At 48.5% G+C, this 13,346-nt stretch carries 10 protein-coding genes and 1 other annotated feature; of the genes, 8 read left to right on the forward strand and 2 right to left on the reverse strand.

All coding sequences use genetic code 11. The features are described 5' to 3' along the window. Nucleotides 1–12: 12 nt before the first annotated feature. On the reverse strand, nucleotides 13–924 hold the full coding sequence (locus BN3656_RS09505) for a DUF5688 family protein (protein ID WP_066547175.1): 912 nt from the start codon (nucleotides 922–924) through the stop codon (nucleotides 13–15). 363 nt (nucleotides 925–1,287) lie between these two features. Between BN3656_RS09505 and hrcA the strand changes: the two genes are divergently transcribed. From hrcA to BN3656_RS09540, 6 genes are all read left to right on the forward strand, one after another. Continuing rightward, nucleotides 1,288–2,334: a heat-inducible transcriptional repressor HrcA gene (gene hrcA / locus BN3656_RS09510; RefSeq protein WP_066547176.1), complete on the forward strand. Its 1,047-nt coding sequence runs from the start codon at nucleotides 1,288–1,290 to the stop codon at nucleotides 2,332–2,334. A gap of 6 nt (nucleotides 2,335–2,340) precedes the next feature. After that, nucleotides 2,341–2,961 (forward strand): nucleotide exchange factor GrpE, encoded by a 621-nt coding sequence (gene grpE / locus BN3656_RS09515; protein WP_066547178.1) that lies wholly within the window; start codon nucleotides 2,341–2,343, stop codon nucleotides 2,959–2,961. Between the two features lie 38 nt (nucleotides 2,962–2,999). After that, nucleotides 3,000–4,862 (forward strand): molecular chaperone DnaK, encoded by a 1,863-nt coding sequence (gene dnaK, locus BN3656_RS09520; RefSeq protein WP_066547180.1) that lies wholly within the window; start codon nucleotides 3,000–3,002, stop codon nucleotides 4,860–4,862. A gap of 167 nt (nucleotides 4,863–5,029) precedes the next feature. Then, nucleotides 5,030–6,190 carry a molecular chaperone DnaJ gene (gene dnaJ / locus BN3656_RS09525; RefSeq protein WP_066547191.1) on the forward strand — a complete coding sequence of 387 codons (1,161 nt, stop codon included), beginning with the start codon at nucleotides 5,030–5,032 and terminating at the stop codon, nucleotides 6,188–6,190. Nucleotides 6,191–6,715: 525 nt separating this feature from the next. Continuing rightward, nucleotides 6,716–7,624: a sugar nucleotide-binding protein gene (locus tag BN3656_RS09535; RefSeq protein WP_066547197.1), complete on the forward strand. Its 909-nt coding sequence runs from the start codon at nucleotides 6,716–6,718 to the stop codon at nucleotides 7,622–7,624. Nucleotides 7,625–7,671: 47 nt separating this feature from the next. After that, the gene (locus tag BN3656_RS09540) at nucleotides 7,672–8,295 is read left to right on the forward strand and encodes a hypothetical protein (RefSeq protein WP_143331344.1); all 624 of its coding nucleotides are present in this window, start codon (nucleotides 7,672–7,674) and stop codon (nucleotides 8,293–8,295) included. Here the strand turns inward: BN3656_RS09540 and BN3656_RS09545 are convergent. Continuing rightward, on the reverse strand, nucleotides 8,292–9,197 hold the full coding sequence (locus BN3656_RS09545; protein ID WP_066550670.1) for a DNA glycosylase: 906 nt from the start codon (nucleotides 9,195–9,197) through the stop codon (nucleotides 8,292–8,294). The genes BN3656_RS09540 and BN3656_RS09545 overlap by 4 nt on opposite strands. A 241-nt stretch (nucleotides 9,198–9,438) precedes the next feature. Further along, nucleotides 9,439–9,698 (forward strand) — a binding site (T-box leader). 93 nt (nucleotides 9,699–9,791) lie between these two features. Here BN3656_RS09545 and pheS point away from each other — a divergent pair. Both pheS and pheT read left to right on the forward strand, forming a co-directional pair. Next, nucleotides 9,792–10,811, forward strand: a complete 1,020-nt coding sequence (gene pheS / locus BN3656_RS09550) for a phenylalanine--tRNA ligase subunit alpha (protein WP_066547203.1) — start codon at nucleotides 9,792–9,794, stop codon at nucleotides 10,809–10,811. A gap of 32 nt (nucleotides 10,812–10,843) precedes the next feature. Further along, nucleotides 10,844–13,276, forward strand: coding sequence for a phenylalanine--tRNA ligase subunit beta (gene pheT, locus BN3656_RS09555; protein WP_066547206.1), 2,433 nt, complete (start codon nucleotides 10,844–10,846; stop codon nucleotides 13,274–13,276). The last annotated feature ends 70 nt before the right edge of the window (nucleotides 13,277–13,346 follow it).

A 13,346-nucleotide genomic window follows, 5' to 3' on the forward strand; every position in this document is an offset into this window, starting at 1 on the left:
CTTTTGTATGCTTTAATTGAGGGGAAGCATGCAGGAAGATACGATCTCAATCGAATCAGATCTCCGGCTGTAGCGATAGATCTGATTGGAGAGGCGGTCCTGAGGCAGAACCTCGGAGGCATTGATCTGGGCTACCATTTGGCTGAGTTCGTCATAAGAAATGTCTTCTTCATCGGGAAGAAGCAGAACTTCATGGATACTGGAGGGAAGGATCAGCACGTCGCGTTCAATCCCTTCTGAGAAATGTTTAAGAACATCAGGATAGAGCATACAGATTGCTCCGTTGATTCCGCAGGTATTGGAAAGAACATAGAAAGGGGTCATGGCCTGTCTGTTCAGGTCGGGGACGGCGTCTGTCAGATCCTCTAAAATACAGTCCATACTGGTAATGGACGGAGGAAAGAGCCGGGAAACATTGGAGATGGCAGCCTGAAAGAGTTCATCCTGGGAAATACCCCAGGTATTCAGATGAGAGGTATGGATTCCGGCAGTCATTATACCGGTATCATTTTCCTGAAGAAACAGGTAGAATACGATGGAAAGATCGTTCCATGGAATATGAGGCATATCCTGCAAAAGTGTTTCATTGGCAGCCGTGTTAATAAGGCGGCAGGCGGTCCGGGATTTCATGGCGCTGTAATCGGAAAGCCGGGCCGGATGAATGGTGGGCAAAACCTCATTGGAGCGGTACAGTTCCAAAAGCTCCTGAGTGATTTCCTCCAAAGAGCAGCCTTTCAGATACTGATGGTAGCAGTTATTGAGATAAATAGCAGGAGCTACCGGATTTTTGTCTTTGGAAATGCACAGACCATCCAGAATCAGGCCGTTGTTTTTGGTGATCCTGTGCAGACTCAGTTCATACTCCTTTCCCAGGGCCTGTTCCATGCCCGTTTTGATTTTGTTGAGAAATACGTCGTATACCAAATGTATACCCCCTTAGTACATTATATTTATGTAAACTGCAAAAGGCAGCTTCATAGCAGGTAAGAAAAATATTGTCCGGATATCATTCCTGAACAGGATCTGAAACGTATATAAAAGAATGTTTAGAAGGTTACAAAACAGACAGAAATTCTGATTTGTGAAATAAAAATGAATCTACGTCCAGAATAAAGGCAGAGAGGACTTTTGTCAAGAGAAAACTGTATATACAGGAAATAAGATCATGAAAAAAATGAAAAATCCCTTGACAAAACAGAGAGAAAGGAATATATTATGAAATGTAGATGTTAGCACTCCAGAGCATTGAGTGCTAATAATCCCAAGAGAGGAAGGTGACAGGAAACGATGGATACACAGCTGGATAACCGGAAGATCACCATATTAAAGGCGATCATCAAAACCTACCTGGAGACAGGCGAACCGGTTGGTTCCAGAACCATTTCCAAGTATTCAGAATTAAAACTGAGTTCTGCCACCATCCGTAACGAGATGTCAGATCTGGAAGAGATGGGATATATTATTCAGCCCCACACTTCCGCAGGGCGTATTCCTTCCGATAAGGGATACAGGTTCTATGTAGACCAGATCATGCAGGAAAAGGACAATGAAGTTACAGAATTTAAGGATATGATGGTTCAGAAGGTTGATAAGCTGGAACTGGTCCTTAAAAAGATGGCTCAGGTTCTGGCGGCCAATACCAATTATGCGGCCATGATCAGCGGCCCCAGCTACCACAAGACAAAGCTGAAATTTATCCAGCTGTCCAGAGTAGAGGCACATAAGCTTCTGGTAGTGGTTGTGGTAGAAGGCAATATCGTTAAAAATACCATGATCGATATTGCGGAAGAGCTGGGGGAACAGGAACTCTTGAATCTGAACATCCTGTTAAACAGCAGCTTAAACGGGCTGACGATTGAAGAAATCAATCTGGATATCATCAGTCGTCTGAAGGAGGATGCAGGCATTCACAGCCAGGTGGTGGAGCTGGTCTTAAACGAGGTTGCGGAAGCGATCAAGGCCGGCGGAGAAGATCTTCAGATTTATACCAGCGGGGCTACGAATATTTTCCGGTATCCGGAGCTTTCAGAAGGCGATAAGGCCAGCAAGCTGATCGGAACACTGGAGCACAAGGAAATGCTTCAGGAGTTTGTTTACGAGGTCAATACGGAAAATGGCGGCGACGCCGGGATCCAGGTCTATATCGGTGATGAAACGCCGGTTCAGTCCATGAAGGACTGCAGCGTGGTTACGGCCAATTACGATCTGGGCGGAGGACTTCGGGGAACAGTCGGAATTATCGGACCGAAGCGTATGGATTATGAAAAGGTCCTTGGAACGCTGCGGAATCTGATGAGCCAGCTGGATGCAGCATTTAAAAAGGATGAAAGGTGATAGGCAGTGAGTGAAGATAATAAGAAGGAAGAAGTAACAGATATTCCGGAGACAGAGGAAGCGGCAGAGGCTGTCAAAGAGAAGGCTGCGGAAGCAGACGCTGTCAAAGAGGAAACTGCGGAAGCAGAGACTCAGACAGAAGAAGCTGCGGATAACGCGTCAAAGGGAGGCTTCTTTAAGAAAAAGAAGGATCCGAGAGATGAAAAGATCGAGGAGCTGACCGACCGGGTAAAACGCCAGATGGCTGAATTTGAAAATTTCAGAAAGAGAACGGAAAAGGAGAAATCTTCCATGTATGAGATGGGCGCCAGAGATATCATTGAGCGTATCCTTCCCGTGATTGACAATTTTGAGAGAGGACTGGCAGTAATCCCTGAGGATAAAAAGGAAGATCCCATTGCAGAGGGCATGGAAAAAATCTACAAGCAGATCCAGAAGGTCTTTGAGGAAGCCGGAGTAAAGCCCATTGAGGCAGCCGGAAAGGAATTTGACCCCAATTTCCACAATGCAGTGATGCATGTGGAGGATGAGAGCCTGGGAGAAAATATCGTTGCGGAGGAGCTCCAGAAGGGATATATGTACCGGGACAGCGTTGTAAGACACAGTATGGTTAAAGTTGCAAACTAAAATATTTTATAGATTGATCAAATCAGGAGGAAATAACTATGGGCAAGATTATTGGTATCGACTTAGGTACAACGAATAGCTGCGTTGCCGTTATGGAAGGTGGAAAGCCAACCGTTATCGCAAATGCAGAGGGCGTAAGAACCACACCATCTATCGTGGCATTTACAAAAACAGGTGAAAGACTGGTAGGCGAGCCAGCAAAGCGTCAGGCAGTTACAAACGCAGACCGCACCATTTCTTCCATCAAGCGCCATATGGGCACAGACTACAAGGTGGACATTGACGGAAAGAAGTACACACCACAGGAGATTTCCGCCATGATCCTTCAGAAGCTGAAGGCAGATGCAGAGAGTTACTTAGGCGAGACAGTAACAGAGGCTGTTATCACTGTTCCCGCATACTTTAATGACGCACAGCGTCAGGCAACCAAGGACGCAGGAAAGATTGCAGGTCTGGAAGTAAAGCGTATCATCAACGAGCCTACAGCGGCAGCGCTGGCTTACGGCCTTGACAATGAAAATGAGCAGAAGATCATGGTATACGACTTAGGCGGCGGTACCTTTGATGTTTCTATTATCGAGATCGGTGACGGCGTAATCGAGGTTCTTTCCACCAATGGCGATACCCATCTTGGCGGCGATGACTTTGACAATGCAGTTACAAACTGGATGATCGCTGAGTTTAAGAAGGCAGAGGGCGTAGATCTTTCCGCTGATAAGATGGCTCTTCAGAGATTAAAGGAAGCAGCTGAGAAGGCAAAGAAGGAGCTGTCTACCGCTACTACTACCAATATCAACCTTCCGTTCATCACTGCAACTGCAGAGGGACCAAAGCATCTGGATATGAACTTAACCAGAGCAAAATTTGACGAGCTGACCCATGACCTGATCGAGCGCACCACAATTCCGGTACAGAATGCATTAAAGGATGCAGGCATCACTGCTTCTGAGCTTGGAAAGGTGCTGTTAGTAGGCGGTTCTACCCGTATGATCTCTGCACAGGAAAAGGTAAAGCAGATCACAGGCAAAGAGCCCAGCAAGTCTTTAAATCCGGATGAGTGCGTAGCCATCGGTGCTGCAATCCAGGGCGGAAAACTGGCAGGCGATGCAGGCGCCGGAGATATCCTTCTTCTGGATGTTACCCCACTGTCCCTGTCCATTGAGACCATGGGCGGCGTAGCTACCAGACTGATCGAGAGAAATACAACCATTCCTACCAAGAAGAGCCAGATTTTCTCTACTGCTGCTGACAATCAGACTGCTGTTGATATCCATGTGGTACAGGGTGAGCGTCAGTTTGCAAGAGATAACAAGACTCTTGGACAGTTCCGTCTGGATGGAATTCCGCCAGCAAGAAGAGGTATCCCTCAGATCGAGGTAACCTTCGATATCGACGCTAACGGTATTGTAAATGTATCTGCAAAGGATCTGGGAACCGGAAAAGAGCAGCACATCACCATTACCTCCGGCTCCAATATGTCTGACGCTGATATCGACAAGGCTGTAAAGGAAGCTGCTGAGTATGAGGCTCAGGATAAGAAGCGCAAGGAAGCCATTGACGCCAGAAATGACGCCGACTCCATGGTATTCCAGACTGAGAAGGCCTTAGAAGAGGTTGGAGACAAGATTGATGCCAATGATAAGGCAGAGGTAGAGGCAGACTTAAATGCACTGAAGGAAGCAATCAACCGTGCTCCGGTAGATCAGATGACCGATGCTCAGGTAGAGGATATCAAGTCCGGCAAGGAGAAGCTGATGAACAGCGCTCAGAAGCTCTTTGCAAAGGTATATGAGCAGGCACAGCAGGCAGGAGCAGCAGGTGCAGGCCCTGACATGGGCGGCGCAGCAGGCGGCTCCAGACCGGATGATGATGTAGTAGACGCAGACTTTAAGGAAGTGTAAGGAGAAAGGATTCCCGCCTGCAGCAGGGCGGGAATCCATTATATAAAACCGTAAGGCCAGAGGTCCGGTCCATTGGGCGAGATGCCCCCTGGCCGGACCTAAAGGTCTGTCCGGGGATATTTTATTTAAGAGAAAATGTTCTGATAGATATGTAAGAGGTAAACAACATGGCAGAGAGTAAGAGAGATTACTATGAGGTTCTGGGCGTTTCCAAAGACGCGGATGACGATGCCCTGAAAAAGGCATACAGAAAGCTCGCCAAAAAATATCATCCGGATGCCAATCCCGGAGACAAGGAGGCAGAGGCCAAATTTAAAGAGGCATCTGAGGCTTACAGCGTGCTCAGCGATCCTCAGAAGCGCCAGCAGTATGACCAGTTCGGCCATGCCGCCTTTGAGCAGGGAGGCGGAGGCGCAGGAGGGTTTGGCGGCTTCGGCGGTTTTGACTTTGGCGGTCAGGATATGGGAGATATTTTTGGAGATATTTTTGGAGATATCTTTGGCGGCGGCCGTTCCTCCAGAGGAAGAAGCGGTCCTTCAAGGGGCGCAAATGTAAGAACCGCGGTTCGGATCACCTTTGAAGAGGCTGTGTTCGGCTGTGAAAAGGAAATTGAGATTAATTTTAAGGAGACCTGTTCTTCCTGTAACGGAACAGGCGCAAAGGCGGGTACGTCGCCCCAGACCTGTACAAAATGTAATGGAAAGGGTAAGATCATGTATACCCAGCAGTCCTTCTTTGGACAGGTACAGAATGTACAGACCTGTCCGGAGTGTGGCGGTACAGGCAAGGTGATCAAGGAAAAGTGTCCGGATTGCTATGGTACGGGGTATAAGACAGTCCGCAAGAAGTTTAAGGTGTCCATTCCTGCCGGTATTGACAATGGTCAGTGCGTTCGTATGGCCGGAGGCGGAGAGCCTGGTATCAACGGCGGTGAGAGAGGCGACTTGCTAGTGGAGGCAGTTGTTTCCCAGCATCCGATCTTTAAGCGTCAGGATACAAGCATTTATTCTACCGTGCCGATTTCCTTTGCAAGAGCGGCTTTAGGCGGTACGATCCGGATTAAGACAGTGGACGGAGAAGTGGAGTATGAGGTTCGTCCTGGTACGCAGACTGATACGAAGGTGCGGCTGAAGGGGAAGGGTGTGCCTTCCTTAAGAAACCGGAATGTGAGAGGGGATCACTATGTGACTTTAGTGGTTCAGGTTCCCGAGAGAATGACCCAGGCTCAGAAGGAGGCCCTGAAGCGGTTTGATGAAGCTATGAATGGTGTGGCTTCGGAGGAAGGGAAGCCTAAGAAGAAGGGGTTTAAAGAATTTTTTGAAAAATGAAGGTGAGATGCGCTGAGTGCAGGCGCGTTTCGTGCTTTGACTGATATGAGCGGGAGACCGCCCTGGAATTGCTCTTGTTGGATGGTTTTGTGTGAGGATGACGAGAGACGTTTTGGGGGCGGTTTTCTTTTTTGTGTGGAGGATTTTGTTGGAGGGTTGGGGGGGGTATGCGGAAGGGGAAAAGCTTTATCTTTGGGAGCGAGGGGATGCGGGAGCTGGTTTTTTAGGGACCGGGCGGGATTCAGGACGGGGATCTTCTTGACCCGCTTGCGGGTCAAGAAGCATCGGATGTTCATCCGATGTGAAATCGTGCAGGAACAGCTCCTTACAAGCGAGCTTGACGGGGCTGTTTCTGCACGATTTCGCGCCGTCCTGAATTTTTGAGAAAAATTAAGAAAATCGCAAAGATTCTGGGGGGGAGTATGGGTATAATGGTAGATATATTTTTACCTGGGACTGCCGGATGACGTGGGATTTCCGGGGACTGGGTAAGGCTTATGAGGAAGAAAGGCTGTTGGTTATAGAATGAAAAAACGGATTTTGATCACGGGTTCAGGAGGATTTCTGGGGTCGAGACTTGCGGAATATTTTGAGGGGAAGGATGGGTATGAGACGGTAGCGGTTACCCATGAGGAGCTGGATATTACAGATATGGTGGCGGTGTCTGCATTTTTTAAGGCGATTCGTCCTCAGGCAGTGCTGCACTGTGCAGGCTTGTCTAATACGGGACAGTGTGAGGCGGATCCCCTGGCTTCGGGACGGATCAATGTTCAGGGAACAGAAAATATAGCAAGAGCCTGCAGGGAGAGCGGCTGCAGGCTGATCTTTATGAGTTCGGATCAGGTTTATACGGGAACAGATACTCTGGAGCTGAATCGTGAGATAGACCGGGTGAAGCCAGTGAATGTGTATGGAAGGGATAAAAAACGGGCAGAGGAGACAGCGCTTGCTTTGGCAGAAGGGGCGGTCTGTCTGCGTTTGACCTGGATGTATGATTATCCGGTTCCGAAAAGGACGCCGGGAACCGGGCTGTTAGGACAGATGTTTGCAGCCGCCGGGGAAGGAAAGGTGATTGTAAGCCCGATCCATGATTACAGAGGCATCACCTATGTGTGGGATGTGATCCGGGCTATGGAGCAGGTGATGGAACTGCCGGGAGGAATCTATAATTTCGGGAGCAGGAATCAGAGAAGCACCTGGGAAACCGCCGGGATTTTTGCTCAGGCAGTATCTGTAAAAACAGGAGTGCTGCTAAAGGTGGAAGCGGACAGGGATCGTTTTCGTTCGCTCCCCAGAAATCTGACGATCGATACAGGTAAAATAGAAGCCTTGGGGATTTTCCTTGGGGATACGGCAGAGGGATTATCCCGATGCATGAAGGATAACGGAGTCTGCTGGAAGTGGAAGAAAGAGCAGCTGTCTGCCCGGGGATAAAGGCCGGACAGAAGAATTGCCATAACAAAAAGGAGGTTCTGTCGAACGTGGGACAGAAGGATATAAAAAAAGATCAGGCACCAAAACGGCCGCAGAAGGTATCGGGACAGGCTCTTAAAATCTGCGGAATGACATTGATCTGTCTGGGAGTTATGTTTGCCGTGGCCTGGGTGAACCGGAACCGCCAGGAGAACCGTCTGGCGGAAGAATATACGATTTCAGCGGAAAATCCCCGCCATATCCGCTTTGAAGAGATGCCTGAGGGAGAGACCGAAATGACAGCAGGTCTGTTTTTCCGCTATCACGCCATGGCTCAGTATGAGGAATGCAGCAGCCTTCTTTCAAAGGATCAGGCAGAGTTTATGAATTTTCCCCAACAGGAGGAGGATTTTAAAAGCGGCTCCTACATAAAAGATTATCTGATCCACAGCTTTGAAACGCTTCCGGAGGAGGAATATGCGGGAAGCAAAGAGTATTATGACGGCAGAGCGGCCCTTTTGGGATATGAGGAATACCGTGTAGTCCGTGTGGCCTTTCATCAGACCTGGACAGACCAGGCCATTAAAAACAGACAATTAAGCGGAGATGGAGAATATATCCGGGAAATGGCTGTGGGAAAGGGAAGGGACGAATGGAAAATATTTGAGGCCGGAAACCCTCAGGAGCTTTAAGCCTGGTTTTTTCCGATCACATTTCTCTCATAGTTGAAAATATACTGCTGCATTACCCCTGCATAGCCTGGATAGCATCCGAAGGAATCTTCGATGATTCGGTCAAACAGCTGGGATTTGGGGATGCGGCGGTATTTTTTTTCGTCAAAATAATGTTCCATGAGGATTTTCTGGATCCAGGTATCGACAGGAAATGCATCAATATGATGGAGACCGAAGAGGCAGACGCAGTTCGCTACCTTTTTACCGATTCCATAAAAGCTGGTGAGATAATCTATGGCCTCTTTATAGTTCTGGGAGGACAGAAGATCCAGGTTCAGGCTTCCTTCCAGTGCGTCCTGACAGAGCCGGTGGATATATTTTGCCCGGTATCCCAGCTTCAGTGCCAGCAGGTCATCCAATGAGGCGCGGCTTAACTGTTCCGGCGTAGGAAAGGCAAAGGGGGAGGAACCGGCTTCAGAAAGCTTTGAGGATGCGGGCAATGTGCGTTCAATGTGCGTTCCATAATTACGGCACAGAGCTTCAACTAAGGAGCGGATGGCCGGGATGGTCTTTTGCTGGGAGATAACAAAGGTGATGATCATTTCCCATGGATCCTGACGGAGAATACGAATGCCTGCACCTGCTTTGGCGGCAGATAAAAGATAAGTATCATCCGGATCTATGGAATCAATCATGGCCTGGTAGTCTGTGGACACATCAAAATAGGACAGCCAGTATTCCAAAGAACCTTCTTCGCATTCAAAGGTGAATTGGGAATCGTTTTGCCTGATGGATAAAAGCTTCCCCTGGCTGATCACGGACCACAGTCCGGGCTCTTTTCCTGGCATCAGCCGGAAACACTGACCGGAGAGAGCGGTCTGCTCTAAGTCAAAGCAGGGGATGGTACAGGTATATTTCATGGAAATCATCCTTTCTTTTGTGAAAATGATGGTTCTATGATAGCTGGAAAGGAGAGAAAGGTCAAATGAAAAATGAGTTTCTGTACTCTGCACCGGCTCCTGGAGTTTGGTGTGCTGGACTCCGGTTTCCGGTCATAAGAGAACCTAACTCCAGCGACTGGTGCAAAATGTGAAAACGCAGGAAAAAATGGGGGTTGACTTTTCTAGATGAAACGGCTAAAATTTACAGTAGATTTTATATCTAAAAGCGATGAGAGTGTACAGTAGGTACTTATGTTCTCACAGAGAGGGAAGGTCGTCGGCTGGAAGCGTTCCCGAGTTCACATAAGCGCTGAATTTCCCACCGGAGCTGCATGGGTGAAAGGGCGTCTGCTCGCAGCCTGTGACGTAGGCGTGCGTTAAGCGTGTTTAAGTGTCTGCAAAGGATAGAAAGCCTTTGGCTTAGTATCTGTATTGCAGGAATCAGGGTGGTACCGCGGAATGATTTGATCCGTCCCTTCAGGAATCTGAAGGGGCGGTTTTTTGTTATGGCAGCAAACATTTCCGCGAAAAGAACCGTACACTTATTTAAAAGAGAACAGAAAAGGAGAACCCATGAAAGAGCAGTTAGAGAAGATCAAAGAAGAGGCGCTGCAGCAGATTTCTTCCGCTGAGAGCCTTGATACGCTGAATGACATCCGTGTCGCTTATCTTGGAAAGAAGGGAGAGCTGACCAGCCTTTTAAAGAGCATGAAGGATGTGGCTCCGGAAGACCGTCCAAAGGTGGGACAGCTGGTAAATGAAGCCAGAGCTGTGATCGAGGGCCGCTTAGAGGAAGCAAAGGCTGCCCTGGCAAAGAAGGCCAGAGAAGAGCAGTTAAAGAGAGAGGTTATTGACGTTACCCTTCCTGCAAAGAAGAACAGCGTAGGCCACAGCCATCCAAATACCATTGCATTAGAGGCAGTGGAGCGGATTTTCGTGGGCATGGGCTACGAGGTAGTAGAAGGCCCTGAGGTGGAGTATGATGAGTACAACTTTACCAAATTAAATATCCCGCCAAACCATCCGGCTAAGGATGAGCAGGATACCTTCTATATCAGCAAGGACATTGTGCTCCGTACCCAGACCTCCCCGGTACAGGCCAGAACCATGGAAACAGGTAAGCTTCCTATCCGTATGATCTCTCCGGGCCGCGTATTCCGTTCCGATGAGGTGGATGCAACCCATTCTCCATCCTTCCATCAGGTCGAGGGACTGGTTATTGATAAAAATATTACATTCTCCGATTTAAAGGGAACTCTGGCAGAGTTTGCACGAGAGATGTTCGGCGAGGATACAAAGGTTAAATTCCGTCCCCACCATTTCCCATTTACCGAACCCAGCGCCGAGATGGACGTAAGCTGCTTTAAGTGCGGCGGAAAAGGCTGCCGTTTCTGCAAGGGCTCCGGCTGGATTGAGATTTTAGGCTGCGGTATGGTACATCCCCATGTATTTGAGATGTGCGGCATTGATCCCCAGGAATATACAGGCTTTGCTTTCGGCGTAGGCCTGGAGCGAATTGCCCTGTTAAAATATGAGATCGACGATATGCGCCTTCTCTATGAAAATGATATCCGCTTCTTAAAGCAGTTTTAATTGTTCCATCATAAATAAAAAGGAGAACCGACATGAATACAGCATTATCATGGATTAAAGCATATGTTCCTGACCTGGATGTGGCTGCCCAGGAGTATACAGATGCGATGACATTGACAGGCACCAAGGTTGAAGGATTTACCTGTTTAGATAAAAATCTGGAAAAGATCGTAGTAGGAGAAGTTCTTTCCGTAGAACGTCATCCGGACGCTGACAAGCTGGTCGTGTGCCAGGTCAACGTAGGGGAAGCAGAGCCCGTACAGATCGTAACCGGAGCGCCAAATATTACAAAGGATTCCATCGGTGCAAAGGTACCGGTGGTACTGGACGGCGGACGAGTAGCAGGAGGCCATGACGGCGGCCCCCTTCCGGAGGAAGGCATTAAAATTAAAAAGGGCAAATTAAGAGGCGTGGAGTCCTTTGGAATGATGTGCTCCATCGAAGAGCTGGGCGCTGACCGGAATATGTATCCGGATGCCCCTGAAAGCGGCATCTACCTGCTCCCCGAGGACAGTGTTCCCGGAGACGATGCAGTGCGGATCCTAGGTCTGAGAGACGTGGTGTTTGAATACGAGATTACCTCCAACCGTGTAGACTGCTACAGCGTAGTGGGAATCGCAAGAGAGGCAGCCGCTACCTTCCGCAAGTCCTTCTTCCCGCCGGTGGTTACAGCTACGGGCAACAATGAGGACATTCACGATTACTTAAAGGTGAGTGTGGAGAATACAGACCTGTGTAAGCGCTACTGTGCCAGAATGGTAAAGAATATCAAGCTGGCTCCTTCACCGGAGTGGATGCAGCGCCGTCTGGCTGCCAGCGGAATCCGTCCCATCAACAATATCGTGGATATCACCAACTATGTGATGGAAGAGTACGGACAGCCCATGCACGCCTTTGACTATGACCAGCTGGCAGGTCATGAGATCGTGGTAAAATGTGCTTCTGAGGGGGATGTATTCCAGACTCTGGACGGACAGGACAGAACACTGGATTCTACCATTTTGATGATCAATGACGGTGAAAAGCAGGTGGGAATCGCCGGTATCATGGGAGGCGAAAACTCCAAGATCACAGACAATGTGTCCTCTATGGTATTTGAGTGCGCCTGCTTTGACGGCACCAATATCCGTCTTTCCGCAAAGAAGCTGGGCCTGCGCACCGATGCGTCCGGCAAGTATGAAAAGGGACTGGATCCCAACACTGCAGAAGAGGCTGTAAATCGTGCCTGCCAGCTGATCGAAGAGCTGGGAGCTGGAGAGGTTGTAGGCGGAATGATTGATGTTTATCCTGTAAAGAGAGGGGAGACAAGGATCAAATTTGAGCCTGAAAAGATCAATAAGCTTCTCGGCACCGATATTTCAAAGGAAGATATGCTGGCATATTTTGAGAAAATCGACCTGGGCTATGATGAGGCTTCCGGTGAGGTAGTCGCTCCAAGCTGGCGTCAGGATCTTCTTCGTATGGCAGATCTGGCAGAGGAAGTGGCAAGATTCTATGGCTATGACAAGATTCCGACCACACTTCCATCCGGTGAAGCAACCACAGGAAAGCTTTCCTATAAGCTGATGATCGAGGATATGGCAAGAGAGACAGCAGAATTCTGCGGCTTCTCCCAGGGTATGACATATTCCTTTGAAAGTCCAAAGGTATTTGACAAGCTTTTAATTCCTGAGGACAGTGAGTTAAGAAAGGCCATTACCATTTCCAATCCTCTGGGCGAGGATTTCAGCATCATGCGTACCCTGCCTTTAAACGGTATGCTGGTATCATTATCTACCAACTACAACCGCCGCAATAAAGAGGTGCGTTTGTATGAGCTGGCAAATGTATACCGTCCCAAGGCCCTTCCTTTAACCGAGCTTCCCGATGAGCGGATGCAGTTTACTCTGGGTATGTATGGAAGCGGAGATTTCTTTGATATGAAGGGCGTGGTAGAGGAATTCTTCGACAAGGTGGGAATGGACAAGAAGGTTCATTACGATCCAAAGGGCGACCATCCTTACCTGCATCCGGGCAGAAAGGCAGATATCGTTTATGAGGGCCGCACCGTGGGCTTCTTGGGTGAGATCCATCCGGAGGTGGCTGAAAATTATAAGATCGGCGACAGAGCCTATGTAGCAGTTATTGATATGCCCGCAATGACAGAGTTTACCACCTTTGACCGGAAGTACACCGGAATTGCCAAATTCCCGGCTGTTACCAGAGATATCAGTATGGTTGTTCCAAAGGCAGTTTTGGTAGGGCAGATCGAGGATGTGATCAGCCAGAGAGGCGGAAAGATCTTAGAGAGCTGCAAGCTGTTCGATATTTATGAGGGAGCACAGGTACTGGAAGGTCATAAGTCCGTGGCATACTCCATTACTTTCAGAGCTAAGGATCACACTCTGGAAGAGAAGGAAGTCACAGCGGTGATGAATAAGATCTTAAATGGCCTTAAGGATCTTGGAATTGAGCTGAGGGCGTAAAGCAAATAGAAGATTTTTTAAGAGGGCAGAGCTGTTTTGGCTTTGCCCTTTTTTAACTGAAAGGGAGAAT

The organism is Clostridium sp. AT4, from assembly GCF_001517625.2.
Lineage (GTDB): Bacteria > Bacillota > Clostridia > Lachnospirales > Lachnospiraceae > Enterocloster.